The sequence below is a fragment of the Streptomyces sp. NPDC054765 genome (genome assembly GCF_053612065.1).
In genome coordinates this window covers 174,880-201,240 of the sequence record NZ_JBSHBP010000003.1, presented here as the reverse complement: position 1 = coordinate 201,240, position 26,361 = coordinate 174,880, and the positions used below count along the sequence as shown (strand labels likewise).

The following is a 26,361-nucleotide window of genomic DNA, read 5'->3' as shown; positions in this document are numbered from 1 at the left end:
GGGCTACAGCCAAGACTAGCAAGGCTTCCTGCGCGACGGGGAGCCAACTTCGGAATTGTCATGCAGAGTTGTGATCGGAGTCACGTAGCGCGGTCCGGCACGGGCGGAAGCGGAGAACCAAGGGCGCCGTAGAGCCGGCCGGCGGCATCCCGCCTGACGCGCCGACGCGTGCCGCCGGCCGACCCCGGCTTCGTTACCTGCCGCACGGCGGCGCGTACGAGAGATGGGGCAGATATTCGCGCCATTTTTCCGGTGTCAGAACACCCCGAGTGGTCGAGCAGATGCGACGAATTGCCTCGTCGGCGTCCAGGTTCCACAGCCGGACGGTACCGGCCCCGCTCGACACTCCGAGCAGGTGGCTCGTGGGACTGAACGACAGAAAATTGCCCGTCTTGGCGTTGGGGCTCGTCGATTGACCGATGGGGGCGGCCTTGGACGGGAGCGTGACACGCCAGAACCGGACCGTGGTGTCACTGCCGCCGCTCGCCAGGGTGTGGCCGTCCTTGCTGAACGTCAGCGATACGACCGCTTCGGTGTGGCCCGTGAGCGGGGAACCCAGCCGGGTTGCCTTGCGGGGGTCGGACGTGTTCCAGAGCCGGACGGTGTCGTCGTCGCTGCCGCTGGCCAGGGTGTGACCGTCCGGACTGTAGGCGAGCGCGTTGACGGGGCCCAGGTGTCCCGTGAGAGGCGCGCCGAGCGGGGTGGCATGACGTGGGTCGGCCATGTTCCAGAGCCGGATGGTGGCGTCCGCGCTGCCGCTGGCGAGCGTGCGCCCGTCCGGGCTGAAGGCCAGGGAGTTGATGTAGCCCTTGTGCCCGGTGAGCGGCGCGCCGAGCCGGGAGGTATGGGACGGGTCGCTGACGTTCCACAGCTGGATGGTGCGGTCGTCGTAAGCGGTCGCGAGGGTGCGCCCGTCCGGGCTGAAGGCCAGCGCGTGGGGGCCCATGAACCGTGTCCGCAGGGTGACGGGCGGGCCGTAGGGGACCGGCCGGGCCGGATCGGTGACGTTCCACAGGTACACCGCCCGGTTCGCCGTCAGCACCGCGAGGGTGTGGCCGTCGGGGGAGAAGGCCAGCGAACGGTCGCCACCGTCCGCGGGCATGAACGGCCTGCCCAGCGACATGGGCCGGTCAGGATTCTGCACGTTCCACAGCCGGATCCGTCCATCGCGCGCGGCCGTGGCGAGCACGTGCCCGTCCGGGCGGAACGCTCCGCTCCGGCCGATCATGTCTGCCGTCGGAATCGACCACAGCCGGGCCTTGCTGTCGCCGCTCCCCGTGGCAAGGGTCCGCCCGTCAGGGCTGAAGCCCACCGCGTACATCTCACCGCTGCTGCCCGCGAGAGGCTCGCCGACCTGTGACGGATACGCCGGATCACGGACGTTCCACAGGCTCGCCGTGCTGTCCGCGCTGCCGGCGGCGAGCATGTTTCCGTCGGGGCTGAAGGCCACGGACCACAGGGGACCGGTATGGCCGGTCAGCGGTGCGCCGAGCGGTGCCGCGTGACGTGGGGCGGCCACGTTCCAGAGCCGGATGGTGTTGTCCGCGCTGCCGCTGGCGAGAGTACGGCCGTCAGGGCTGAAGGCCACGGAGTGCACCGTGCCCGTGTGGCCGGTCAGTACCGTGTCGATCGGCTCAGGACGACGCGGGCCGGCCAGGTCCCACAGCCTGATCGTGGTGTCGTCGCCACCGGCCGCCAGCGTCTGTCCGTCGGGGCTGAACGCCACGGACCGTACGGCGGCGGTGGGGCCGGTCAGGGCACCGCGCGCCTTCGGCCGGTGCGGGTCGCGGACATCCCACAGGCCGACGGTGTGATCCTCGTCGGCGGCGGCCAGAGTGCGTCCGTCGGGGCTGAAGGCGAGGAGGTAGACCGTGCCGTCATGGCCGGTCAAGGGCGCCCCGAGCAGGTGGGGGTGGCGCGGATCCCGCACATCCCACAACCGGATCGTGCCGTCGTCCGAAGCACTGGCGAGGGTGCGTCCGTCGGGGCTGAAGACGGCGGTGCTCACCCAGCTCGTGTGGCCGGTGAGGGGCTTGCCCAGGGGTTTGGGGCGCGTCCGGTCCGCCACGTCCCACAGGCGAACGGTCCGGTCGTAGCCGGCGGTGGCCAGGATCCGCCCGTCCGGGCTGAACGAGGTGAGGTAGACGGCGCCGGTGTGGCCCAGAAGCGGTGTGGCCAGCGGCGCGTTCACGATCGAGATCAACCGGTTGTTCGTGCCCTCGTCGTCGGGCCGCAAGCCGTGTGCCACCAGATCGAGTTGAGCCGACAAGGACGGATCGGTGTACTGGGCGCGATCGGTTTCGGCCAGCACCTGCTCGAAAACGGTGTCGTCCCGCTGCTGCCACGCGACCACCGCCGAACCGGCAGCCAGCATCGCCATGACGACCAGAGCCGCCACCGCGCCACGGCTGATCCAGACCGTGCGGGTGCGCAGTCTGACCGAAGCAGCCAGGAATTCCACCGCGCTGCGGGTCAGAAAGGTGTCACCGGCAGACTGCGCCCAGGTGCGGGCCTGCTCCAGACGGGAACCCCGGTACAGCAGCGACGTGTCGCGGTGAGAGCCCTCCCAGGCCCTGCCGTCCTCCTCCAGCTGCTGGCGCAGCAGATGGCCGTTCCTGTCCTCGTCGATCCAGTCGCGCAGACGCGGCCAGGCGTGGAGCAGCGCTTCATGGGTGATCTCCACCGCCTCCGCGTCGAGCGTCACCAGGCGGGCGTGCACCAGCGCTTCGAGCGATTCCTCCGTCTTGCCCGGGTCCGTCGACTCGTCCGCCAGGTGGCGCCGCGTCCCCCGCCTACGGGTGGCCTGGGTGTCCTCGCCCAGCCGGACCAGCCTGAGCAGGAGCAGTCGCGCGGCCGTGCGCGCGGTCGGGTCGAGGCCGGACCAGGCCCGCTCGGCGGTCGCCGCCACCGCTCCCTGGATTCCGCCCGCCGCCCGGTAGCCGGACAGCGTCAGCCGTCCCGCCTTCCGCCGCTGCCAGGTGGCGAGCAGGGCGTGGGAGAGGAGCGGCAGCACCCCCGCGTCGTGCGTTCCACCGGGACCGTCGGCGCTCACCTCCCGGACGATCAGTTCCGCCAGTCCCGGTTCGAGTTCCAGGCCCACGGCCTTGGCCGGGCCGGTCACCGCTTCGCGCAACTCCGTGGTGGTCAGCGGCCCGAGCACCATGTGCCGGTGTTGCAGCGCGTCGGCCAGTTCGGGATACCCGAGGCATTGCTCGTAGAAGTCGGCGCGGATGCCGAGGATGACGAGTACGGGGGCCGGTTCACCCGGGCCGGCGGGAGTGCACACAGCGTGCAGGAGCTGGAGGTAAGTGCGCCTGGCAGCCTCGTCGGAGCAGAGGGTGAACGCCTCCTCGAACTGGTCCACGATCATGACCGGACGGGCGGCCGAGGGCGTCCCGCGCCCCGCCCATGCCGCGGCGGCCTCCCGCGCCGCGTGCGCGAAGCCCGGAGTACCGGGCTCCTTCGCCGCCGTCTCCTTGGTGCCGGAGATGACGTGTGCCAGTCCAGGGATCCGGCGGGTCAGCTCCGCGAGAGGATCCCCTCCCGGAACGAGTTGCAGCACCTCCCTCTCCTGGTTCTCCTGGTTCTCCCGGCCTGTCCCGCCGCCCGGTGCGCCGTTCCGCAGCGCGGGCACCAAGCCGGCGTTCAGCAGGGAGGACTTTCCCGCCCCCGAGGCGCCCACGAGCATCACCAAACCGCCCGTCGTCTCCGCCGCGCGGAGCTGAGCGACGAGGGCATCCGTGCTCCGCTCCCGGCCGAAGAACCACCGGGCGTCCTGCCGGCGATACGAAGCCAGCCCCCGGTACGGGCACACACCGGCGACGGTCGCGGCCTCGCCCGGAGGGTGCTCCTTCTCTTCCGCGGACGCCACGACGCGGTCGCCGGCCGGGCCGGCGACCGCCCGCTCCCACAGACGCTGCCACTGGGCCAGGTCGTACAGGCCCGTGGACACCGGCGCGGGCCGCAGACGCCGCGCTTGGGGGATCAGGATGTGCAGCACCGCCGCGAGGGCGGCGAACTGCGCAGGCACGTTCTTGGCCCGTCGCCAGTCGCTGATCCGCTGCACGGACACCCGCACGGGCCGCCCACGCTCGTCGACCCGCTGCAGCCGGACGACCGCCTCGGACACCTTCTTGAGGGGAGGGTTGCCCGCCTCCTTGTACAGCAGCGCGAGACGTTCAGCGAAGGCTGAGCGTGCCCCTGAGTCGGAACTCAAGGCCTCCACCCCTTACTTCCCCCGCACTCAGATATCCGGACCGGAAAACTCACCTTAGTTGGCTGACCTGTGGTGAAGCAGTGGACCCGATGCCGGAACCACCTCGGCGGGAGCCGCAGCTGGCAGGATCACGACGCAGCGGCGCACCATCCGGGCGTTGCCCGGAGCGGCCACCGGCTCAGCGTCCGGAGAGACCACACTTCACGCATCTTCTCGCCTCCTTCCGTCGGAGTCACGAGCCGGTGGTGAAGGTCTCGGCGCATGAGCGCGCGGGACCTGCGGAGCCGGTCCCACCGGACTGCGATCCCGTCGACCACGTGTCGGCCCTTTCCTGGTCCGCGCCCGTACGGCACGGACCGCCGCCGCCTGCGCGGTTCGGCACCGGTCCCCACAGGGGAGGGACCGGCGCCGGACGGCGCGGCGTGGTTTCCGTCCTGCGGCTCGGGCCAGGAGTGCGGTCCGGGCGGGCTCACCGGCCGGCACAAGGGCGAGCTGAGCCCCGGCACTTGCCCCGTCGAGGCAATGGGCAACCGGCAACCGCGCGAGCGCGCCCCTGTGACCCGGATCACTTCCGGTGCCGTGTCCGGCAGTCAAAGGGAAGGCCCCTGAAGGGGCGTCAGCGGGCACCGCCGGGCGGGCGCGAATTCAAGATCCGCTCGCCGCTCACTCCCGAGAGGGTTCCAAGAATGCACCAGGCCCGGCTTCCGTTTCCGGAAACCGGGCCTGACCTGCTACTTCTCAGTCGGGGTGGCGGGATTTGAACCCACGACCTCTTCGTCCCGAACGAAGCGCGCTGCCAAGCTGCGCTACACCCCGAAGCAACGAGCTCTACTTTAGCGGACCGATCCCCGTAGGTGAAATCCGGTTGTTGTGGAGCCGGGGAGCGGGCCTGGCCTGGTCGATCCCGATGGTGATCAAGGGGAGGGCGCAGAGGGCCAGGCCGAGGGTGACGGCGGTGGCGACGGTCGGGGAGGGGGCGCCGGCGGCGGCGGGGACGACCAGGGTGAAGGCGAGGTAGAGGAGCGGGTAGGCCGGCCACTGCCAGGCGTAGGGCAGGCGGAAGCCGCGGGGGGTGGTGAGCAGGAGCCAGTCGGCGACGACGGCGAGGGGAGTGACGGCGTACAGGAGCAGGTGGGCGATGGCTTGGGTCACACCGGTGGCGGGGGCGGCCGGCAGGGTGAAGGCGGTGGAGTCGGCGGCCGGGAAGGCGTAGTGAATGAGGGCGGAGAGGGCGAGGGCGGGGAGGAGCGCGCCCGTGATGCGGGGGCTCACGGGGCGGCGGCCGGTCCAGGCGCGATGGGCGGAGCGGGCCGAGACCAGCACCGCGGCGAGGTTGGCCTGCACGGTGAAGCGGGTGAGGAGAGGGGCCGGGCTGCCGGCGCCGAGGCCCGCGAGGAGCAGACCGGTCAGGGCGGCCGTGGCGATGAGGGCACGGAAGGCGGCCACCAAGGGGTGGCGGCTCGTGGGGGCTACGGCTGCTGCCGGGGTGCGGGCGGCGGCGCCGGCCGGGCCGGCGGCATGGCGCGTGGACTGCGAGGTCCGGGTGGGGTCGGACATCCCTCCACGTCAGGGGGATGATCAACGGATCCGGGAGACCTCATCCGGCAAAACCCGGCCCGGGGCGCGGGGTGGCCCGAGCCCCGGGCCGAGGGTGCTCCGGTCGGGAGACCGGGGGAGCCGGAGTCCGAGAGGGCAGGAGTCCGGGGAAGCTGCTGTCCGGGGTGAGCCGGAGCCGGGGAGAGCCGTGGTCCGGGGAATCCCCGGGTACGTACGAGTGCCGCCCCGCCCATCCCTCGGCCCCGGCCGCCCGCCGGGGACCTGCATGCGCCCGCCGGGGACCTGCTGTGCTCCGGGGCAGCCCCGCCCGCCTCAGCTCTTCGCCGTCAGCGTCAGCAGCGTCGCTTCCGGGGGGCAGGCGAAGCGGACCGGGGTGTAGCGGTTGGTGCCGCAGCCGGCGGAGACATGGAGGTAGGAGGTGTGGCCGGCGGCGGTGTGGGTGGACAGGCCCTTCGCGCGCTCGGTGTCGATGTCGCAGTTGGTGACGAGGGCACCGTAGAACGGGATGCAGAGCTGCCCGCCGTGGGTGTGGCCGGCCAGGATCAGGGGGTAGCCGTCGGCGGTGAACGCGTCCAGGGTGCGCAGGTAGGGGGCGTGGACGACGGCCAGGGAGAGATCGGCGCCGGACTCCGGACCGCCGGCGACCTCGGCGTAGCGGTCGCGCTTGATGTGCGGGTCGTCCAGGCCGGTCAGGGCGATCTCGACGCCCTCCAGCTTGAGGCGGCCGCGGGAATTGGACAGGCCGACCCAGCCGGCGGCGTCGAACGCGTCGCGCAGCTCTTCCCACGGGTTGTGGACGACGCCCACGGCGGGCGCGTTGCCGTTGAGGCCGTGCCGGCCCTGCATCCGCTCGATGAGGTAGCGGGCGGGATTGCGCAGCTTGGGACCGTAGTAGTCGTTGGAGCCGAAGACGTAGGCGCCGGGGAACTCCATCAGCGGGCCGAGCGCGTCCAGTACCTCGGGGACGCCCTCGGGGTCGGAGAGGTTGTCGCCCGTGTTGATGACGAAGTCGGGGCGCAGCCCGGCGAGCGACTGCAGCCAGCGCTGTTTCTTGCGCTGTCCGCTGACCATGTGGACGTCGGAGACCTGCAGGACGCGCAACGGCCGCATGCCGTGGGGCAGTACGGGCACGGTGATGCGCCGGAGGCGGAAGGAGCGGACTTCGAAGCCGGCGGCGTAGGCCAGGCCGGCCGCGCCGACTGCGGTCAGGGTCAGGGGTACTCCGTATCGCGCGCGCATGGTCCCCATCGTCGCAGAGTGCGGGGGGTAGGTGCAGCGTGAGGGAGGCGCCCCGACGGGTGGCGGGCGTGGCGGGGCCGGGGGATAAGACGCGGCGGTTGCCGGTGGGTGGGGGCATACTCGACGGCATGACCATGCTCAAGTCCAAGCTGCAGGACGACCTCACCACCGCGATCAAGGCGCGCGACGAGCTGCGTTCCTCCACCCTCCGTCTCACGCTGACCGCGATCCAGAAGGAGGAGGTAGCGGGCACCGAGGCGCGCGTGCTGTCCGACGGCGAGGTCGAGAAGATCATCGCGCGGGAGGCGAAGAAGCGCCGGGAGGCCGCGGACGCCTTCGAGAAGGGTGGCCGCGGGGAGTCGGCCGAGCGCGAGCGCGCCGAGGGCGAAGTGCTCGCGGACTATCTGCCCAAGCAGCTGACCGACGAGGAGCTGGAGCAGCTGGTCGCGGCGGCCGTGGCGGAGGCCAAGGGTGCCGGAGCCGAGGGGCCGCGGGCGATGGGCGCCGTCATGAAGATCGTCAACCCTCAGGTGGCGGGCCGTGCCGAGGGCGGCCGGGTGGCCGCGGTGGTGAAGAAGCTGCTGGCCGGCTGAGCGGCCGGAGGGATTTCTGAGGGAAGGACGAGGGGCGCCCCCATGGGGCGCCCCTCGTCCTGCGTCGTACGGGCCGACGCCGGTCGTCGTACGGGCCGGAGTCTTCCGGCGTACGGCCAACCGGCGGTTCACCAGCCGCCGTTGCCGCCGCCCAGGATGTCGGGGAAGCCGGGAATGCTCCAGCCGCCGCCCGGCTTGTTGTCGCCGCCGTGGCCGCCCCGGCCGGGCTTGTGCTTGCCGCGGCCCTTGTCGCCCTCGTTGCCCTGGGGCTTGTCCTTGGCGGGGTCGTCGATCGGGACGGTGGGCAGGGCGGGGGCGGGCCGGCCGGCCAGCGCGCCGGTCATCGCGTCACGCCAGATGGGGCCGGGGGTGTCGGCGCCGTAGACCTTGTCGTGGGGGACGCCGCCGATGGTGATGTGGTACATCTTCCGCCTGTGCTGCGGGTCGCCGACCCAGACCGCGCCGGCCGCGTTGGGCGTGTAGCCGACGAACCAGGCGGCATAGCGGCTGTCGGTGGTGCCGGTCTTGCCGGCGCTGTCGCGGCCCTTGAGCCCGGCCTCCTTGCCGGTACCGTCCTCGACCACGCCCTTGAGCAGCGTGTTGATCGTGTCCGCGGTCTTCTTGGACATGGCGGTACGGCAACTGGTCTGCGGGACCTTCATCTCCCGGCCGCGCGCGTCGGTGATCGACTCGATGGCCACCGGGGAGCAGTACTGGCCGCCACTGGCGAAGGCGGCGTATCCGGCCGCCATCGTGAGCGGTGACATTTCCTGGGTGCCGAGCGTCATCGACGGAACCTGCTGCAGCGGCTTGCCGTCCGCCCGCTCGATGCCCATCTTCTGCGCCATCTTGACCGCGGGGCAGACACCCATGTCGCTGATCAGCTGCACGAAGTAGGTGTTGACCGACTTGGCGGTCGCTTCTTTCATGCCGTACGGGCCGACTTCGTCCTTGTTCTCGTTCTCGACGTTCTCGGAGCCGTTGCCCTGCCATTCACCGTCGCAGGTCTGGACCGGGCTGGGATAGGGCATCCGGTACGGCGACGGGTACTCCTGCTCCGGGTTCGTCCCCTGCTCCAGCGCGGCCGCGGCGACCACCGGCTTGAAGGTCGACCCGGGCAGATAGCCGGCGCCCCCGCCCATGTCGTGGTTCACCGAGAGGTTGATCACGGTCTCGTTCTCGCGGAAGCCGTACGGGCGGGACTGGCCCATGCCGAGGATCTTGCCGGTGCCCGGTTCGACGATGGTGGCGGCGGTGGCCACCGGGTCGTCGTTGTAGACGTGCTCCTTTATCGATGCCTGCACCGACTTCTGGGTCTGCGGATCGAGGGTGGTGCGGATCGTCATGCCGCCCTGGTCCCAGAGCTTGAGCCGGGCCGTGCGGTTCTTGCCGAAGGCCTTGTCGGTGAGGAAGACCTTGCGGATGTAGTCACAGAAGAAGCCGGCGCCGTCGGTGGCGGTGATGCAGCCGTTCTTGGGGCGGCTGACCGCAAGCTTGATCGGCTTCTTGGCGGCCGCGTCGGCCTGCGCCTGGGTGATGTCCTTCATGTCGGCCATCCGCTGCAGGACGGTGTTGCGCCGCCGGGTGGCCTCCTGCGGGTCATTGACCGGGTCGTAGCGGCTGGGCGACTGGACGATGCCGGCCAGCAGCGCCGACTCGTCCAGGCTCAGATCCTTGGCGTGCTTGCTGAAGTAGCGCTGGGCGGCCGCCTCGATGCCGTAGGCCTGCTGCCCGAAGAACGTGATGTTGAGGTAGTTCTGCAGGATCTTGCGCTTGCCGAGCTCTTTCTCGACCTGGATCGCGTACTTGAGCTCCTTGACCTTGCGGCCGAGGGTCTGCTGGGTGGCCTGCGCGACCTTGTCCGGGTCGTCGCCCGCCTCCTCGATGAAGACGTTCTTCACATACTGCTGCGTCAGGGTCGAGGCGCCCTGGGAGACGCCGCCCGACTGGGCGTTCTTGTTGAGCGCCCGCAGGATGCCCTTCATGTCGATGGCGCCGTGCTGGTAAAAGCGCGCGTCCTCGATCGCGACTATCGCCTTTTGGATGTACGGCGACATGTCCTGGAGGCCGACGACCGTGCGGTCGCGGGAGTAGACCTTGGCGATCTCGCCGCCCTTGGCGTCCAGGATCCTGGTCCGCTGGCTGAGCGGCGGCGTCTTGAGGTTCGCCGGGATGTCGTCGAAGCCCTCGACCGATCCCTTGGCGGCGAGACCGAGGGCCCCGGCCGCCGGGAGCGCGAGGCCGGCGAGCACCGCTCCGGCCAGGACGCTGACACCGAGGAACCTGGCGGCCTGCTGCGTCTTGGACAGACCTCCGCCGTCGCGCTTCTTAGGCATGAGGGCAGCCTACGTTCTCAATCGCCGGACAGGGGCGCACCTGTTCGTTTAGCCTGGACTCAGCTACCACAGCTGAACGGTTACGCATCGGTTCGTCAACCCCTACTCCCGCGGGCCGCGCCCCCACGTGCCCGTGTATGTCGAGAGAAATCCCGCGTCAGGGCGGCGAACTGTCCCGTCTTGTGTGCAAAGTGACATATGCCGTTCGGTCACTCCGTTGGGTGATCTGCCGCGTACGCATAGTCCGTTCGGGCCATTCAAGATTGGGCCCGAAGGGGGTGTTGCGCCCTGCCTGCCTTCCGTAACGTCCTCAACTGGCAACGGTGAATATGCCGATTGCCGCCGTGGGGGAGCCTCGATTCGGGAGAGGACGGCGCCAGCATGAGCTGGGTAACCGACTGGAGTGCACAGGCAGCCTGCCGCACTACTGATCCGGATGAACTGTTCGTACAAGGGGCGGCGCAGAACCGCGCCAAGGCGGTGTGCACCGGATGTCCGGTGCGCACGGAGTGCCTGGCCGATGCCCTGGACAACCGGGTGGAGTTCGGCGTGTGGGGCGGGATGACCGAGCGCGAGCGGAGGGCGCTGCTGCGTCGCCGCCCGACCGTGACGTCATGGCGTCGGCTGCTGGAGACAGCGCGTACGGAATATGAGCGCAGCACGGGCATCTTGCCGCTGGACTGTGAGGACGAGATCTTCGACGAGTTCGCCGCGGTGGGGTAGTCCGGGCAGCCGGGCTCCGGCCGCGAGGATTGGCCGAGAAGGCTCGGAGGGTGGCGCGTTCTGATGGGTGCATGGTGACGTGCCATCAATGGCCCTGGCGCGCCCGAAAGTTGGGCGTCGATGAAGGGTGGGGCGCGCTGTATTGGTGCGCCATGTGATGCGTGTGGCACACGAAGATGTCTGACACGTGAAGGTGTGAATGAGGCGCTTCTTGGGTGAGGGCGCTTCGTGGCGGGTGGGTGGCTGAGTCGTGGGTGGCTGAGTCGTCGTGGGTGGTTGAGTCGGCCGTGCCTGCGGCTCAGTCGTCGGTGTCCGTGGGGTTCCGTGTCAGGCGGTCGCCGATGGCACGCAGTCCCGCGAGGTCATGGACATCGCCGGGCAGCGCGGCGACCTCCGTCACCGGAACCTCGGGATGCAGCGCGGTGAAGCGGTCCCGCGTGCGACGTTCGCGCGCGAGGACCTGCATGCGTTCCGCGTGCAGCCGTAGCAGCCCGGCGGCCAGTTGCGCCGTTGAGGCCGAGGTGGGTGTTCCGTGCTCCGCCGGGGCAGCGGGGGAGAGGCTGCCGACGGTACGTGATCCAGCCTTCCCGGCGTCGAGATCCACAATGCCGGTGGCTTCAAGATTATTTTCTGCGCGGCCGGGGGGCGGCGCGGCTTCCGCGCCGGAGCCGGAGCCGGAGGCAGGAGCGGTGGCCGGGTCCGGGGCCGCCCCGGTGTCCTTCGCCGCGTCGTCCGCCCCGGTGTCGGTATCGCCGTCCGTGTGGCCGTCTGTGTGGCCGTCCGTGTGGCTCTCCGCATGGGCGTCCGCATGGGTGTCCTCCGCCATGCGGTCCGTCAGGGCCTCCGCGGCGGCCAGTGCGCGTTCGGCGCTGAGTTGGGCGGCGCCGCTGCCGTGCACCCTGTTCAGCACGAGGCCGGCCAGCGGCATCTGCTCGGCGGCCAGCCGCTCGACGAAGTACGCCGCCTCGCGCAGCGCGTCCCGCTCCGGCGCGGCCACCACGAGGAACGCCGTGCCGGGTGCCTGCAGCAGACGGTAGGTGGCGTCCGCGCGGGTGCGGAAGCCGCCGAACATGGTGTCCATCGCGGCTACGAACGTCTGGACGTCGCGCAGGAGTTGACCGCCCATGAGCTTGCTGAGGGTGCCGGTCATCATCGACATGCCGACGTTGAGGAACTTCATGCCGGCCCGGCCGCCCACCTTCGCCGGTGCCATCAGCACCCGGATGAACTTGCCGTCCAGGAAGGAGCCGAGGCGCTTGGGCGCATCCAGGAAGTCCAGGGCGGAGCGGCTCGGCGGGGTGTCGACGACGATCAGGTCCCACTCGTCGTTCGCGCGGAGCTGGCCCAGCTTCTCCATGGCCATGTACTCCTGTGTGCCCGCGAAGCCGGCCGACAGGGACTGGTAGAAGGGGTTCTCCAGGATGGCGCGGGCCCGGTCGGCATCCGCATGGCCCTCGACGATCTCGTCGAAGGTGCGCTTCATGTCCAGCATCATCGCGTGCAGTTCGCCGCCCGCGGACTCATCGACGCCCTTGACCTGGCGTGGGACGTTGTCGAGCTCGGAGATGCCCATGGACTGCGCCAGCCGCCGGGCCGGGTCGATGGTGAGCACGACGACCTTGCGGCCGCGCTCGGCGGCGCGGACGCCCAGGGCCGCGGCGGTTGTGGTCTTGCCGACGCCGCCCGAGCCGCAGCACACCACGATGCGGGTGTGCGGGTCGTCGATCAGCGCATCGACCTCGAGCCGCGGGGCCGAGGCGTCCAGCGTCGTGTTGTCCGAGGTCATATGGGCCCCTGTTTCCGCAGGTCTCTCGCCAGGTGGTAGAGCCCGGCGAGGTCCACTCCCTCGGGGAGCAGCTCCAACTCGTAGGTGGGCAGGCCGATTGCGGTGAGTTCGGCGTACTCGGCGCGCTCCAGCTCGACCCGCTCGGCGTGTTCGCGCGCCTGCTCCAGCAGGGGGTCGATCAGCCGGTCCGCCAGGCCGCCGCGGCGGGCGCCGCCCAGACCGGCCTGGGAGAGCGCCTTGGCGACGCCCGTACGCGCCCCGCGGGCGGCGCTGTCGAGGTCGCCGTTGTCCAGCAGCGCCGGGCGGGTCATGTTGATGACGATGCCGCCCACGGGGATGCCGGCGGCGCGCAGCTCGGCGACGCCGTCCGCGGTCTCCTGGACCGGCATCTCCTCCAGGAGCGTCACCAGATGCACCGCGGTCTCGGGAGACTTGAGGACCCGCATCACGGCCTGCGCCTGATTGTGGATCGGGCCGATCTTCGCGAGGCCGGCGACCTCGTCGTTGACGTTCAGAAAGCGGGTGATGCGGCCGGTCGGCGGGGCGTCCATCACGACCGCGTCGTAGACGAACTTCCCGCTCTTGTCCTTGCGGCGCACCGCTTCGCACGCCTTGCCGGTCAGCAGGACGTCCCGCAGGCCCGGCGCGATGGTCGTGGCGAAGTCGATCGCGCCGAGCTTCTTGAGCGCCCGGCCGGCGCTGCCGAGCTTGTAGAACATCTGGAGGTAGTCCAGAAGGGCGCGTTCGGCGTCGATGGCGAGGGCGTGGACCTCACCGCCGGCCCGCCTGCCGCCACCGCCCCGGGGGGCATCTCCCGCGGACTCCGTCCGGGAGGGGCCCCAGGGCGACGCACCTTCCGCCGCCGGACCCACTGCGATCTTGCGTTCCTCGTAAGGAAGCGCTTCGGTTTCGAACAACTGGGCAATGCCCTGCCGGCCCTCGACCTCGACCAGGAGGGTACGGCGACCCTCGGTGGCCAGGGCGAGGGCTAGGGCAGCGGCGACCGTGGTCTTGCCGGTGCCACCCTTACCGCTGACGACATGGAGCCTGCTCACGTCAAGGAGCCTAACCAGTCCGCGTCCCGGCTACGCACGGGATGCGCCTGGCAAGCCCCGGAGAATCCGCCCGCATTCCCTCCGGGGCGGATCAGGGATGCCCCGTAGGGGCCCGGCGGCCGTGCTCCCGAAGGCCGCGCGGGACGGGTGCGGGCGGCCGGCGGCGGACGGCGTCCACGGCTGTCGTGGACAGGCATTACGCTCGGGCCCATGACCAAGTGGGAATACGCGACCGTGCCGCTGCTCGTGCACGCGACGAAGCAGATTCTGGACACCTGGGGCGAGGACGGCTGGGAGCTGGTCCAGGTCGTGCCGGGCCCGAACAACCCCGAGCAGTTGGTGGCCTACCTGAAGCGGGAGAAGGCGTGAGCGCGGCGGAGGACAAGATCGCGGCGCTCGGCCTGAAGCTGCCGCAGGTGGTGCCGCCGCTGGCCACCTACCAGCCCGCGGTGCGCTCCGGCTCGTACGTCTTCACCTCCGGCCAGCTGCCGATGGTGGACGGCGCGCTGCCGGCCACCGGCAAGGTGGGCGCCGAGGTCAGCGCCGAGCAGGCCAAGGAGCTCGCCGCCACCTGTGCGCTCAACGCGCTGGCGGCCGTGAAGTCCGTCATCGGCGACCTGGACAAGATCCAGCGGGTCGTGAAGGTCGTCGGCTTCGTGGCCTCCGCGCCGGACTTCACCGGCCAGCCGGGCGTCCTCAACGGCGCCAGCGAACTGCTGGGCGAGATCCTCGGCGACAAGGGCGTGCACGCCCGGTCCGCCGTGGGCGTGGCGGTGCTGCCGCTCGACGCCCCGGTCGAGGTCGAGATCCAGGTCGAGACCGCCGAATAGGCACTCCGTAAGGGTGCCGATGCCCGGAGTGTGTGCCGCGCGCCTGTAGGGGCCCCTCGTCAGCAGGGGCCCCTTGGTGCGAAAGACGCCCTCGAACATCCGCGCGCGAGCGCATAGCATCCGGCCATGTCGTCCACGACCAATGGCCAGTGGTACCCGCCGGAGTGGCCGGACCGTATCCGGGCGCTCGCGAACGGCGAGCTGACCCCCGCCGAGCCCCGGCGGGCCGCCACCGTCCTGCTGCTGCGGGACTCCCCCTCCGGCGGCCCCGCCGTCCATATGCTGCGCAGACGCGCCTCCATGGCCTTCGCCGGAGGCGCGTACGCCTATCCGGGCGGCTCCGTCGACCCCCGCGATGAGCGCCCGGTGGCCTGGGCCGGCCCGTCGCGCGCCCAGTGGGCGGTCCGTATGGGCGTCGACCCGGCCACCGCCCAGGCCATCGTCTGCGCCGCGGTCCGCGAGACCTTCGAGGAGTCCGGTGTGCTGCTCGCGGGCGCCTCGGCCGACACGGTCGTCGCGGACACCACCGGCGAGGAATGGGAGGCCGACCGCGCCGCCCTGGTCGCCCACGAGCTGTCCTTCGCCGACTTCCTGGGCCGCCGCGGCCTGGTCCTGCGCTCCGATCTGCTCGGTGCCTGGGCCCGCTGGATCACCCCGGAGTTCGAGCCGCGGCGCTACGACACCTGGTTCTTCGTGGCGGCGCTCCCCGAGGGCCAGCGGACCCTCCCCCAAGGGCCTTCGGCCATCCCCCGGCCTCCACTCGGTGCGACCGGGGGCACCCCCACCGGTCCGGCGGACACCCCCATCCCCCCTGGCGAGGCGGACCTCGCGCTGTGGATCCGGCCCAAGGAGGCAGCCGCCGGCTACGACCGCGGTGAGCTGCTGATGATGCCGCCGACCATCGCGACGCTGCGCTCGCTGCAGCCGTACGCCACGTCCGCGGACGTGCTGGCCGCGGCGGAGGCCCAGAACCTGACGCCGGTGCTGGCACGGGCCCGCCTCGTCGGCGGCGAGATCGAGCTGAGCTGGCCGGGGCACGACGAGTTCACCAAGCACATCGCGCAGACCGGCGCCGATACCGGTGCGCCCGGGGACGGCGGCAGCCCCTCGGACCGCCCCGGCCCCTCGGGAGGGACCCCCGCATGACCGAAGCTTCCGCCCTCCCCGGCCGGCCCCGTGGCGGCGTGATCCCGGGACCCGCCACGGCGCGTGCTCGGTGCGTACTGGCCCCGAACCCGTCGCCGATGACGCTGGACGGCACCAACACCTGGATCGTCGCTGAGCCGGACTCCGACCTCGCCGTCGTCATCGACCCCGGGCCGCTCGACGAGAGCCACCTGAGGGCCGTCATCGACACCGCCGAGCGGGCCGGCAAGCGCATCGCGCTGATCCTGCTGACCCACGGTCACCCCGACCACGCCGACGGCGCCGCCCGGTTCGCCGAGCTGACCCGTTCGGCCGTACGGGCGCTGGACCCGGCGCTGCGCCTGGGCGACGAGGGGCTCGACGCGGGCGACGTCATCACCACCGGTGGCCTGGAGTTGCGCGTGGTACCCACACCGGGCCACACCGCGGACTCGCTCTCCTTCCACCTCCCGGCCGATCGTGCGGTGCTCACCGGCGACACGATCCTGGGGCGCGGCACCACCGTGGTCGCACACCCCGACGGGCGGCTGGGCGACTACCTGGACTCGCTGCGCCGGCTGCGCTCCCTCACGGTCGACGACGGGGTGGCGACGGTCCTGCCGGGGCACGGGCCGGTGCTGAACGACGCCCAGGGGGCGGTGGAGTTCTATCTGGCGCACCGGGCGCACCGGCTCGCCCAGGTGGAGACCGCGGTCGAGGCCGGTCACCGCTCGCCTGCCGAGGTCGTCGCGAACGTCTATGCCGAGGTCGACCGCTCCTTGTGGCCGGCCGCCGAGCTGTCGGTGCGGGCACAGCTGGACTACCTGGGCGAGCACGGGCTGATCGAGGGCTGACGGCGGGGGCGGCCGGAGCCGTCCCGGTCCAGCCCCGTGCCGTTGGTCATGGCGCCACTATGGCGAGGGGGCCGGTGGCGCGGCGACCTATTACCGGCGGGGGAGGAGGCGCCGGCGCCCCCGATGACGGGGCGCGAGCCGGTCCGGCGACCCGCGACGAAGAGGCCGGCCGCACCATGGCGAAGGGCCCCGCCGGAGCGGGGCCCTGCCAAGGCTGTGTGTACGAGCCGGGTCAGCGCGAGCGCTTGGCCAGCCGCTCGACGTCCAGCAGGATCACGGCGCGCGCCTCCAGGCGCAGCCAGCCGCGCCCCGCGAAGTCCGCGAGCGCCTTGTTGACCGTCTCACGGGAGGCGCCGACCAACTGGGCCAGCTCCTCCTGCGTCAGGTCGTGGACGACGTGGATGCCTTCCTCGGACTGCACGCCGAAGCGGCGCGACAGGTCGAGCAGGGCGCGGGCCACGCGGCCCGGCACGTCCGAGAAGACCAGGTCGGACATCTGGTCGTTGGTCTTGCGGAGCCGGCGGGCGACCGCGCGCAGCAGTGCCGTGGCCACCTCGGGGCGGGCGTTCAGCCAGGGCTGAAGGTCGCCGTGGCCCAGGCCGAGGAGCTTGACCTCGGTCAGGGCGGAAGCCGTGGCCGTGCGCGGGCCGGGGTCGAAGAGCGAGAGCTCACCGATCAGCTCACCGGGGCCGAGGACGGCGAGCATGTTCTCCCGGCCGTCCGGGGAAGTGCGGTGCAGCTTCACCTTGCCCTCGGTGACCACGTACAGGCGGTCGCCGGGGTCCCCTTCGTGGAACAGGGCGTCGCCGCGGGCGAGCGTGACCTCTCCCATTGAGGCGCGCAGCTCGGCCGCCTGCTCGTCATCGAGCGCCGCGAAGAGCGGTGCGCGCCGCAGAACGTCGTCCACGAGATCTCTCCTTGTCGACATGCTCCGGGGGACTGTGGTCCCCATCATGCCGGAATGCAAAACAGTGCGATCAATCACAAGTTTGCCGGACCGGTGCGCCGAGCCGTAAGGCAGGGGGCCGATTGGGGTCAGGAATCACAGTGATCAAGCCGGATGTCAGTGGCTGGCCTTAGTCTGGCCGAGTGTCCAATACGCCGGTGAGAGCAGAGGAGTGGGGGGCCGGACGAGTGAGTACGGGGCGCAATTCCGCTGTGGGCGAACAGCCGTCCGGCGGCTCATCCAATTCCGGTAAAAGTAACAAATCGCCCTCCGGGGTGACGTCCGGCCGGAAGCCGGTCGTCCGCGGAACCGGCGCGTCGCGGCCGGCGGCGCGGGACACCTCCGCGTGGACCTCCGCGCGGAAGACCTCGGTAGGCAGGACCTCGGCAGGGAAGAAGGCCGCCGTGAACGAAACTCCACAGAAGCCGGCGGCGGCCGAGAAGGCCGCTGCGCAGAAGTCCGTCACGAAGAAGACCACCGCCCGGAAGGCGGTCGCCCAGAAGACCGTCACGAAGAAGGCCACTGCGGCCGCCGAAAAGCCGGCCGCCGAAAAGCCGCCCGCCAAGAAGGCGAGCACCAAGAAGACGGCCACCGCGAAGGCCCCCGCCAAGAAGGCCGCTGCGCGCAAGCCCGAGTCGCGCGTCGCCATGGTCCGACGGGCCCGCCGGATCAACCGTGAGCTGGCCGAGCTGTATCCGTACGCCCATCCCGAGCTGGACTTCACCAACCCGTTCGAGCTGCTGGTCGCGACGGTCCTGTCCGCGCAGACCACCGACCTGAGGGTCAACCAGACCACCCCGCGCCTCTTCGCGGTCTGCCCGACGCCCGAGGACATGGCCGCCATGGACCCCGAGCGGCTGGAGGAGCTGATCCGGCCGACCGGCTTCTTCCGGGCCAAGGCGAAGTCGCTGCTCGGTCTGTCGGCCGCGCTGCGCGACCGCTTCGGCGGCGAGGTGCCGGGCCGCCTGGAGGACCTCGTCACGCTTCCCGGGGTCGGCCGCAAGACCGCCAATGTGGTGCTGGGCAACGCCTTCGGCGTCCCGGGCATCACCGTCGACACCCACTTCGGCCGCCTCGCGCGCCGCTTCGGCTGGACCACCGCGGAGGACGCCGAGAAGGTCGAGGCGGATGTCGCCGAGATCTTCCCCAAGAGCGAGTGGACGATGCTCTCGCACCGGGTGGTCTTCCACGGCCGCCGTGTCTGCCACTCCCGCAAGCCCGCCTGCGGAGCCTGCCCCATCGCCCCGCTGTGCCCGTCGTACGGCGAGGGCGAGACGGACCCGGAGAAGGCGAAGAAGCTGCTCAAGTACGAGCTGGGCGGCCGGCCGGGGCAGCGGCTGAAGCCACCGGCGGGCTATCCAGGACAGCCCGCGCCCCCGATGGAGCCCCGGACAGCCGCTTCATGACGGCCGCCCGCCCGGAGGGGACCGACGATCGACGCCAGGCCTGAGGGGGCGCGTATGAGGAGTGCACGGGAGCAGCGGTACGGCGAGGAGGCGGACGTCCGCGGGGCGGCGTCCGGCGCCGCGTCCGGCCGGGACGCCACGGTCACGGCCGAGGGGCTGCCCGAGTGGCTGGCCCCGGTCGCCCGTGCGGCCGCCACCATCGAGCCGCGCCAGCTCAGCCGCTTTCTGCCGCCGGAGAGCGGCGGCCGGCAGTCCGCGGTGCTGATCCTCTTCGGACACGGCCCCCGCGGGCCCGAGCTGCTCCTGATGGAGCGGGCCGGCACCCTGCGCTCGCATGCCGGCCAGCCCTCCTTCCCCGGTGGCGCGCTCGATCCGGAGGACGGCGACGCCGACGGGCCCGGCCCGGTGCGGGCGGCGCTGCGTGAGGCCCAGGAGGAGACCGGCCTCGATCCGTCGGGTGTGCAGGTCTTCGGTGTGCTGCCGCGGCTCTACATCCCCGTCAGCGGCTTCGTGGTGACCCCCGTACTGGGGTGGTGGCGCCGGCCGACCCCGGTCGGCGCGGTCGACCAGGCGGAGACCGCCCGGGTCTTCACGGTTCCCGTGGCGGATCTCACGGATCCCGCCCACCGCGTGACAGCCCGCCATCCCCGTGGCCATACCGGACCCGCGTTCCTTGTCGATAATGCCCTGGTCTGGGGCTTTACGGCCGGAGTGATCGACCGGATCCTGCACTACGCGGGCTGGGAGATTCCGTGGGACCGTGACAAGGCGGTCCCGCTGGACTGGCGCTCGTGAGACGGTGTCCGGCGTGAACGTCCTGGACATCCTGTTGGTGGTCGCGGCCGTGTGGTTCGCGATCATCGGCTATCGGCAAGGCTTTGTCGTCGGCATCCTGTCCGTGATCGGCTTCCTCGGGGGCGGCCTGATCGCGGTCTATCTGCTGCCCGTGATCTGGAACGAGGTCACCGGAGATGCGACGCCCGGCACCTTCGCGGCGATCGCGGCGGTGGCCATCGTGATCGTGTGCGCATCCGTGGGCCAGGCGCTCACCACCCATCTGGGCAACAAACTGCGCCGCCACATCACCTGGTCACCGGCGAGAGCGCTGGACGCGACCGGCGGCGCGCTGGTCAACGTCCTGGCGATGCTGCTGGTCGCCTGGCTGATCGGCTCGGCGCTGGCCGGTACGTCCCTGCCGACGCTCGGCAAGGAGGTCCGTAACTCCAAGGTGCTGCTCGGTGTGTCCCGGGTGATGCCCCAGCAGGCCGGCACCTGGTTCGCGGACTTCTCCTCGGTCCTCGCGCAGAACGGCTTCCCCCAGGTCTTCACGCCGTTCTCCAACGAACCGATCAACGATGTGCCGGCCCCCGACCCCCGGCTGGCCGCCAGCCCGGTGGCGGCCCAGGCCAGGCGCAGCATCGTCAAGGTCGTCGGCACGGCCCCCGGCTGCGGCAAGGTCCTCGAAGGCAGCGGCTTCGTCTTCGGCCGGCACCGTGTGATGACCAACGCCCATGTGGTCGGCGGAGTGGGCGAGCCGACCGTCCAGGTGGGCGGCGAGGGCCGGATGTACGACGCCAAGGTCGTGATCTACGACTGGCAGCGCGATATCGCGGTCCTGGAAGTGCCCTCACTGGAGGCGCCCGCGCTGCAGTTCGCCAAGGCGGACGCGAGCAGCGGCAACAGCGCCATCGTCGCCGGCTTCCCGGAGAACGGCGGCTATGACGTGCGCTCCGCCCGTATCCGCGGCCGTATCCAGGCCAACGGCCCGGACATCTACCACCGCGGCACGGTCCGCCGCGATGTCTACTCCCTCTACGCCACGGTCCGTCAGGGCAACTCCGGCGGCCCGCTGCTCACCCCGCAGGGCAAGGTCTACGGCGTCGTCTTCGCGAAGTCGCTGGACGACTCCCACACCGGCTATGCGCTGACCGCCGACGAGGTCCGCCAGGACGTCCTCAAGGGGCGTACGGCCCAGCAACAGGTCGGCAGTCAGGGCTGCGCGATCTAGACCTGTCCGCACAGTCCCCGGAGCGGGCCCGGCAGCTCCACGGCCGGGCCCGTGCCGGCGGGTGCGTCGGATGCGGCGAGACGGGCTTGCCGCGCCTCGCCGGCGGGCCGTGGTTCAGGTACGGGGATGGCGTAGCCGCGCGCTCATCCAGCGCGCTCTGCGGCGCAGGATGCGCGGGATGCCCATGGGGTGCGCCGGGTCGGGGGATGCGCCGGACCCGAGGTCCGGGGTTCCCCTGTCCTGAGTACCCACTGCAACGGCGCTGCTGCGGCGGTTGCGTGCCACGTCACGGTAGTCGTGCGTCCAGCCCATACCTTCGACTCTGCCCGTGGCCCAAGGTCCGTAACCGCCTCGGGGACGGCCAATTGGCCTATGCGCCGGGCAAGTGGCCGTTCGTCATACGAGCGTTCGAGCCTCGGGCAGACGTGCCCCGCTGAGCGGCCCGGCCCGCCCGCTCAGCGGGGTGCGGGCGCACGGCGGAAGAGGTGCGCCCGCCCTCCCTCAACGGTCGGCCCCGGGGCTCTCGTTGCCCCCTGGACGACGCCGGCGGACGGGACGTCAGCGGTCCGGTTCCGGGTCCTTGAGCCAGTTGATCAGCTCGGTGGAGAACGCCGCCGGGTCCTCCTCGTGCGGGAAGTGCCCCAGGCCGTCGAACAGCCGCCAGCGGTACGGCGCCTCCACGTACTCGCCGGAGCCGGCCGCGCTGCGGGTGCGCATCACCGGGTCGAGCGAACCGTGCACATGCAGGGTCGGGACCCGTACGGGCATCTTCATCCGGCGGTTGAACTGGATACCGTCGGGGCGCGCCATCGAGCGCACCATCCAGCGGTACGGCTCGATCGAGCAGTGCGCCGTCGAGGGGATGCACATCGCCCGCCGGTAGACCGCGAGGTCCTCGTCGTCCGGCAGCCGCGGCCCGGACCAGTCGCGGATCATCCGGCCCACCAGCGCCGCGTCGTCCGCCGTCAGCCGGCGTTCGGGCAGCCAGGGCCGCTGGAAGTTCCAGATGTGCGAACTCTGGGCGCTCTGCCGGACGTCGGCGAGCATCGCCGAGCGCCAGCGCCGCGGGTGCGGCATCGAGGACACGACCAGCCGGCGCACCAGCTTGGGCCGCATGACCGCCGCCGTCCAGGCGAGATAACCGCCCAGGTCGTGCCCGACGAGCGCGGCGTCCGGCTCGCCCAGGGACCGTATGACGCCGGTGACGTCCAGGGCGAGATTCGCCGGGTCGTAGCCGCGGGGGGTGCGGTCGCTGCCGCCGACGCCCCGCAGATCCATCGCCACCGCGCGGAAGCCCGCCTCGGCCAGGGCCGGGAGCTGGTGCCGCCAGGTCCACCAGAACTGCGGAAAGCCGTGCAGCAGCAGCACCAGCGGGCCGTCGCCCATCTCCGCGATGTGGAAGCGGGCGCCGTTGGCCGCGACGTCGCGGTGCGACACCTCTCTCCCACCGGGGACGCCGAGCCGTACGACCGAAGCCGTGCTGTCAGGGGCTGTCATACCGATGAGCGTGTCACAGACTCCAGCACCGGGTGTTCCACCGGCTCCAGGCGCGGGTGCGGCTTGGCGTTCTGGAGCACGGCCGCGGTCTGCTTGGCGGAGTTGATGGACTTCTCCGGCTTCTTGATCTTCTTCATCTTGGCCATCGCGAGGAGGGCCAGCAGCCCGGCGAGCACCAGGAAGGCGCCGCCGACGATCAGGAAGCACCAGGCGAGGCCGAGGCCGAGGTGGTGGATGCCGTACGCCGCCGCGAAGCTCAGCACCGGCAGCGCGAACAGCGCCAGCGCGCCCGCGACCATGAACGCGGCACTGCCGATGCCGGCCCGCTTGGCGTCCTGGCGGAACTCCGCCTTGGCCAGTGCGATCTCGTCGTGCACCAGCGCGGACATCTCGGCGGTGGCCGTGGCCACCAGCTGTCCGAGGCTGCGGTCCGTGCTGTCGTCGGCTGCGCTCATCGCCGTCTCCCTCTTTTCTTCACCCGGATGCAAAGCCTCTCAGATCATGCCGGACCATCGTCTCCGGCATGCGAGCCGGAGGCCACTTCGGCAAGCCGCCGGTGTTCCGCGGCCTTGGCCTCATGGATGGCCGCCATCCGCAGGTGGTATTCCGGATTGTCGAGTTCGTAGATGTCGGGGATGCCGTCCTGGTCCTCGTCCCGCTCCTCGTCCTCACACAGCGCCTTGTACTTGGTGTTGCGGAGCTTGAGGAGGATGCCGGACAAGACGGCCGCCAGCAGCGAGCCGATCAGCACCGATGCCTTGATCTCATCGGTCAGCACCGGGTTCCCGGAGAAGGCGAGTTCGCCGATGAGCAGCGAGACGGTGAAGCCGATACCGGCCAGGGAGGCGAGGGCGAAGACGTCCGGCCACTTGAGGTCGGGGTTGAGTTCGGCCTTGGTGAAGCGGGCGGTGAGCCAGGTGCCGCCGAATATGCCGAACGCCTTGCCCACCACCAGGCCGAGGACGACCCCCAGCGTCTCCGGGCGGGTGAAGACGTCATGGACCGCGCCGCCGGATATGGACACGCCCGCGGAGAACAGGGCGAACAGCGGCACGGCGAGGCCGGCCGAGAGCGGGCGGACCAGATGCTCGATGTGCTCGCCCGGGGACTGTGTCTCCCCGTTGCGCCGGGTGCAGCGCAGCATCAGGCCCATGGCGACGCCGGCGATGGTGGCATGCACTCCGCTGTTCTGCATCAGGCCCCAGATGACCAGGGCGAGCGGGACGTAGACGTACCAGCCGCGGACGCCCTTGCGCAGCAGCAGATAGAAGACCAGCAGGCCGGCGACGGCGAGACCGAGGGCCAGGAAATTGAGCGTGGAGGTGAAGAAGACCGCGATGATCAGGATCGCGAAGAGGTCGTCGACGACGGCGAGCGTGAGCAGGAAGGCGCGCAGCGCGGCGGGCAGCGAGGTGCCGATGACGGCGAGTACGGCGAGCGCGAAGGCGATATCGGTGGCGGTGGGGACCGCCCAGCCCTGCAGCGAGCCCCCGCCGATGCTGTTCACGCTGAAGTAGACGACCGCCGGCATCGCCATGCCGCAGAGTGCGGCGACCACGGGGAGCGCGGCGGCCTTCGGGTCGCGCAGCTCCCCGGCGACCAGTTCGCGCTTGAGCTCGATGCCGGCGACGAAGAAGAAGAGCGCGAGCAGCCCGTCGCCGGCCCAGTGCTGGACGGACAGGTCCAGGCCCAGCGCGGACGGTCCCAGGTGGAATCCGCGGACCGCTTCGTAGCTCCCGCCGAGGGTGTTTGCCCAGATCAGGGCGGCTACGGCGGCGGCGAGCAGGAGGACGCCACCGACGGTTTCGGCACGCAGCGCGTCCGCGATGTAGTTCCGTTCGGGCAGCGGCATCCGCCCGAGGAAGGGGGAACGGCGGTTGGTGGGGGCGCTCACGCGGTGACCTCCGGGGCTCTCGGTAGCTGCGTACGGCTGTTGCAGTTGCCGACCAGACTTCCCGGCGCACCCTGAGTTTCTTAGCGCGTCATTGACGCGGTTCCCACTTTACCGGGCGGGTGCAAACGGCTGTCCGGTGGCCTCACTTTACGGGCAATACGGGCATCGGGCCGCTGGAGAGGCGGGCCGCGGCCGGGGTGCCGGGGAGGAGCCGGGGGCTCTGCGCGGGGCCGGGCCCGCCAGGGAGGCGGGCTGCCGGAGACGGCCGAGGGGCACCCGGGCCGCGCCGGCCGGGTGCCCCTCGGGTCGTCCGCTCAGTCCTCGCTGGCCGCGCCCGGCAGCTTCGCCTGGATCAGGTCCATGACCGAGGAATCGGTGAGGGTGGTGACATCGCCGAGGTCGCGGTTCTCGGCGACATCACGCAGCAGCCGCCGCATGATCTTTCCGGAGCGGGTCTTCGGCAGCTCCGCGACCGGCAGGATCCGCTTGGGCTTGGCGATCGGGCCCAGCTGCTGGGCGACATGCGCGCGCAGCTCCTCGACCAGGCCCTCGTCCTCCGCCGCCCCGCCGCGCAGAATGACGAAGGCGCAGATGGCCTGGGTGGTCTGCGGGTCGGCGGCGCCGACGACCGCAGCCTCGGCCACCTTCGGGTGCGAGACCAGCGCCGATTCGACCTCGGTGGTGGAGATGTTGTGGCCGGACACCAGCATCACGTCGTCCACCCGGCCGAGCAGCCAGATGTCGCCGTCGTCGTCCTTCTTGGCACCGTCGCCGGCGAAGTACTTGCCCTCGAAGCGCGACCAGTAGGTGTCGAGATAGCGCTGGTCGTCGCCCCAGATCGTACGGAGCATGGACGGCCAGGGCTCGGTCAGCACGAGGTAGCCGCCGGCGCCGTCGGGGACCTCGCGGGCGTCGTCGTCCACGACGGTCGCGGCGATACCGGGCAGCGCCACCTGGGCCGAGCCGGGCTTGGTGGCCGTGACGCCCGGCAGCGGGCTGAGCATCATGGCGCCGGTCTCGGTCTGCCACCAGGTGTCGACGATCGGCGTCGCATCGGCCCCGATGTGCTTGCGGTACCACATCCATGCCTCGGGGTTGATGGGCTCGCCCACCGACCCGAGGACGCGCAGCGACGACAGATCGAACTTCGCCGGGATGTCGTCGCCCCACTTCATACAGGCGCGGATCGCGGTCGGCGCGGTGTAGAGGATGGTCACGCCGTACTTCTGCACGATCTCCCACCAGCGGCCCTGGTGCGGGGTGTCGGGCGTGCCTTCGTAGAGCACCTGGGTCGCGCCGTTGGAGAGCGGGCCGTAGGTGATGTACGAGTGGCCGGTCACCCAGCCGACGTCGGCGGTGCACCAGAAGACGTCGGTCTCCGGCTTGAGGTCGAAGACCGCGTGGTGGGTGTACGAGACCTGGGTGAGGTAGCCGCCGGTGGTGTGCAGGATGCCCTTGGGCTTACCCGTCGTGCCGGAGGTGTAGAGGATGAACAGCGGGTGCTCGGCGTCGAAGGCCTCGGGCGTGTGCTGGTCGCTCTGCCGCCCGACGGTCTCGTGCCACCACACGTCACGGCCCTCGTGCCAGGCGATGTCCTCCTGGCCGGTGCGGCGGACGACCAGGACGCTGCGGACGTTCTCCGTGCCGGGCCTGGTCAGCGCTTCGTCGACGGCGGGCTTGAGGGCGGACGGCTTGCCGCGGCGGTAGCCACCGTCGGCGGTGATCACCACGCGGGCGTCGGCGTCGTTGATGCGGGTGGCCAGCGCGTCCGCGGAGAAGCCGCCGAAGACGACGGAGTGCGGGGCGCCCAGGCGCGCGCAGGCCAGCATGGCGACGACCGTCTCCGGGATCATCGGCATGTAGATGGCGACCCGGTCGCCGCTTCGCACACCCAGCTCGATCAGCGCATGGGCGGCCTGGGAGACCTCGCGCTGCAGCTCCGCGTACGTGATCGCGCGGGTGTCGCCCGGCTCGCCCTCGAAGTGGAGGGCGACCCGGTCGCCCAGGCCGTTCTCCACATGCCGGTCCACGCAGTTGTAGGCGACATTGAGCTTGCCGTCGGCGAACCACTTTGCGAAGGGGGCGTTGGACCAGTCGAGGGTCTGGGTGGGTGCGGTCTCCCAGGACAGGCGTTCGGCTTGCTCGGCCCAGAAGCCCAGCCGGTCCGCCGCGGCCTGTTCGTACGCGGCGGCCGTGACGTTGGCGTTCGCGGCCAGATCGGCGGGCGGCGCGAACCGCCGCTCCTCCTTGAGCAGGTTGGAGAGGGAAGGGTGCTCGTTCATACTCCCGTCTCCTC

General features: G+C 71.1%; 21 protein-coding genes and 1 tRNA gene. 9 read left to right on the top strand and 13 right to left on the bottom strand.

Annotation, left to right across the window (positions count from 1 at the left end; all coding sequences use genetic code 11):
* Nucleotides 1-193: 193 nt before the first annotated feature.
* From ACWGJY_RS03610 to ACWGJY_RS03595, 4 genes are all read right to left on the bottom strand, one after another.
* The gene (locus tag ACWGJY_RS03610) at nucleotides 194-4,225 is read right to left on the bottom strand and encodes an nSTAND1 domain-containing NTPase (protein WP_453259138.1); all 4,032 of its coding nucleotides are present in this window, start codon (nucleotides 4,223-4,225) and stop codon (nucleotides 194-196) included.
* Between the two features lie 733 nt (nucleotides 4,226-4,958).
* Nucleotides 4,959-5,032 (bottom strand) — tRNA-Pro (locus ACWGJY_RS03605).
* A gap of 12 nt (nucleotides 5,033-5,044) precedes the next feature.
* Nucleotides 5,045-5,773 carry a Pr6Pr family membrane protein gene (locus ACWGJY_RS03600; RefSeq protein WP_453259137.1) on the bottom strand — a complete coding sequence of 243 codons (729 nt, stop codon included), beginning with the start codon at nucleotides 5,771-5,773 and terminating at the stop codon, nucleotides 5,045-5,047.
* Nucleotides 5,774-6,085: 312 nt separating this feature from the next.
* On the bottom strand, nucleotides 6,086-7,012 hold the full coding sequence (locus tag ACWGJY_RS03595; protein WP_453259136.1) for a metallophosphoesterase: 927 nt from the start codon (nucleotides 7,010-7,012) through the stop codon (nucleotides 6,086-6,088).
* Nucleotides 7,013-7,140: 128 nt separating this feature from the next.
* On the opposite strand from ACWGJY_RS03595, the gene ACWGJY_RS03590 reads away from it, so the two are divergent.
* The gene (locus ACWGJY_RS03590) at nucleotides 7,141-7,605 is read left to right on the top strand and encodes a GatB/YqeY domain-containing protein (protein ID WP_453259135.1); all 465 of its coding nucleotides are present in this window, start codon (nucleotides 7,141-7,143) and stop codon (nucleotides 7,603-7,605) included.
* A gap of 128 nt (nucleotides 7,606-7,733) precedes the next feature.
* On the opposite strand, the gene ACWGJY_RS03585 is transcribed toward ACWGJY_RS03590, so the two are convergent.
* On the bottom strand, nucleotides 7,734-9,941 hold the full coding sequence (locus ACWGJY_RS03585) for a transglycosylase domain-containing protein (RefSeq protein ID WP_453259134.1): 2,208 nt from the start codon (nucleotides 9,939-9,941) through the stop codon (nucleotides 7,734-7,736).
* A gap of 381 nt (nucleotides 9,942-10,322) precedes the next feature.
* Between ACWGJY_RS03585 and ACWGJY_RS03580 the strand changes: the two genes are divergently transcribed.
* Nucleotides 10,323-10,664 carry a WhiB family transcriptional regulator gene (locus ACWGJY_RS03580; protein ID WP_088799104.1) on the top strand — a complete coding sequence of 114 codons (342 nt, stop codon included), beginning with the start codon at nucleotides 10,323-10,325 and terminating at the stop codon, nucleotides 10,662-10,664.
* Nucleotides 10,665-10,962: 298 nt separating this feature from the next.
* Here ACWGJY_RS03580 and ACWGJY_RS03575 read toward each other — a convergent pair whose 3' ends face one another.
* The gene (locus tag ACWGJY_RS03575) at nucleotides 10,963-12,450 is read right to left on the bottom strand and encodes an ArsA family ATPase (protein WP_453259133.1); all 1,488 of its coding nucleotides are present in this window, start codon (nucleotides 12,448-12,450) and stop codon (nucleotides 10,963-10,965) included.
* Complete coding sequence (locus tag ACWGJY_RS03570; protein WP_453259132.1) at nucleotides 12,447-13,505, bottom strand: ArsA-related P-loop ATPase; 1,059 nt, start codon at nucleotides 13,503-13,505, stop codon at nucleotides 12,447-12,449. Before ACWGJY_RS03570 ends, ACWGJY_RS03575 begins: the two co-directional genes overlap by 4 nt.
* Nucleotides 13,506-13,715: 210 nt before the next feature.
* Between ACWGJY_RS03570 and ACWGJY_RS03565 the strand changes: the two genes are divergently transcribed.
* The 4 genes from ACWGJY_RS03565 (at nucleotide 13,716) to ACWGJY_RS03550 (ending at nucleotide 16,314) form a co-directional block, all read left to right on the top strand.
* Nucleotides 13,716-13,874 (top strand): DUF4177 domain-containing protein, encoded by a 159-nt coding sequence (locus tag ACWGJY_RS03565; RefSeq protein ID WP_003967454.1) that lies wholly within the window; start codon nucleotides 13,716-13,718, stop codon nucleotides 13,872-13,874.
* Nucleotides 13,871-14,335 carry a RidA family protein gene (locus ACWGJY_RS03560; protein WP_453259131.1) on the top strand — a complete coding sequence of 155 codons (465 nt, stop codon included), beginning with the start codon at nucleotides 13,871-13,873 and terminating at the stop codon, nucleotides 14,333-14,335. Before ACWGJY_RS03565 ends, ACWGJY_RS03560 begins: the two co-directional genes overlap by 4 nt.
* Before the next feature lie 126 nt (nucleotides 14,336-14,461).
* Entirely contained in the window at nucleotides 14,462-15,481 is a 1,020-nt protein-coding gene (locus ACWGJY_RS03555; RefSeq protein ID WP_453259130.1) for an NUDIX hydrolase, read from the top strand.
* Nucleotides 15,478-16,314: an MBL fold metallo-hydrolase gene (locus ACWGJY_RS03550; RefSeq protein ID WP_453259129.1), complete on the top strand. Its 837-nt coding sequence runs from the start codon at nucleotides 15,478-15,480 to the stop codon at nucleotides 16,312-16,314. Before ACWGJY_RS03555 ends, ACWGJY_RS03550 begins: the two co-directional genes overlap by 4 nt.
* Before the next feature lie 232 nt (nucleotides 16,315-16,546).
* Here the strand turns inward: ACWGJY_RS03550 and ACWGJY_RS03545 are convergent, their stop codons facing one another.
* The gene (locus ACWGJY_RS03545) at nucleotides 16,547-17,221 is read right to left on the bottom strand and encodes a Crp/Fnr family transcriptional regulator (protein ID WP_006604164.1); all 675 of its coding nucleotides are present in this window, start codon (nucleotides 17,219-17,221) and stop codon (nucleotides 16,547-16,549) included.
* Nucleotides 17,222-17,535: 314 nt separating this feature from the next.
* On the opposite strand from ACWGJY_RS03545, the gene nth reads away from it, so the two are divergent.
* The 3 genes from nth to ACWGJY_RS03530 are packed head-to-tail and all read left to right on the top strand — an operon-like array spanning nucleotide 17,536 to nucleotide 20,674.
* Nucleotides 17,536-18,666 carry an endonuclease III gene (gene nth / locus ACWGJY_RS03540; protein ID WP_453259128.1) on the top strand — a complete coding sequence of 377 codons (1,131 nt, stop codon included), beginning with the start codon at nucleotides 17,536-17,538 and terminating at the stop codon, nucleotides 18,664-18,666.
* Nucleotides 18,667-18,720: 54 nt separating this feature from the next.
* Entirely contained in the window at nucleotides 18,721-19,461 is a 741-nt protein-coding gene (locus ACWGJY_RS03535; protein WP_453259127.1) for an NUDIX hydrolase, read from the top strand.
* Between the two features lie 13 nt (nucleotides 19,462-19,474).
* Entirely contained in the window at nucleotides 19,475-20,674 is a 1,200-nt protein-coding gene (locus tag ACWGJY_RS03530; RefSeq protein WP_453259126.1) for a MarP family serine protease, read from the top strand.
* A 114-nt stretch (nucleotides 20,675-20,788) separates the two neighbouring features.
* Here the strand turns inward: ACWGJY_RS03530 and ACWGJY_RS03525 are convergent, their stop codons facing one another.
* The 5 genes from ACWGJY_RS03525 to acs all read right to left on the bottom strand — a co-directional run bounded on the left by ACWGJY_RS03525 (nucleotide 20,789) and on the right by acs (nucleotide 26,347).
* Nucleotides 20,789-20,986: a hypothetical protein gene (locus ACWGJY_RS03525; RefSeq protein WP_453259125.1), complete on the bottom strand. Its 198-nt coding sequence runs from the start codon at nucleotides 20,984-20,986 to the stop codon at nucleotides 20,789-20,791.
* A 246-nt stretch (nucleotides 20,987-21,232) separates the two neighbouring features.
* Nucleotides 21,233-22,171 (bottom strand): alpha/beta fold hydrolase, encoded by a 939-nt coding sequence (locus tag ACWGJY_RS03520; protein ID WP_453259124.1) that lies wholly within the window; start codon nucleotides 22,169-22,171, stop codon nucleotides 21,233-21,235.
* The gene (locus tag ACWGJY_RS03515; protein WP_453259123.1) at nucleotides 22,168-22,626 is read right to left on the bottom strand and encodes a phage holin family protein; all 459 of its coding nucleotides are present in this window, start codon (nucleotides 22,624-22,626) and stop codon (nucleotides 22,168-22,170) included. Before ACWGJY_RS03515 ends, ACWGJY_RS03520 begins: the two co-directional genes overlap by 4 nt.
* A 44-nt stretch (nucleotides 22,627-22,670) precedes the next feature.
* On the bottom strand, nucleotides 22,671-24,023 hold the full coding sequence (gene nhaA, locus ACWGJY_RS03510) for a Na+/H+ antiporter NhaA (protein ID WP_453259222.1): 1,353 nt from the start codon (nucleotides 24,021-24,023) through the stop codon (nucleotides 22,671-22,673).
* A 356-nt stretch (nucleotides 24,024-24,379) separates the two neighbouring features.
* The gene (gene acs, locus ACWGJY_RS03505) at nucleotides 24,380-26,347 is read right to left on the bottom strand and encodes an acetate--CoA ligase (RefSeq protein ID WP_453259122.1); all 1,968 of its coding nucleotides are present in this window, start codon (nucleotides 26,345-26,347) and stop codon (nucleotides 24,380-24,382) included.
* Nucleotides 26,348-26,361 lie beyond the last annotated feature (14 nt).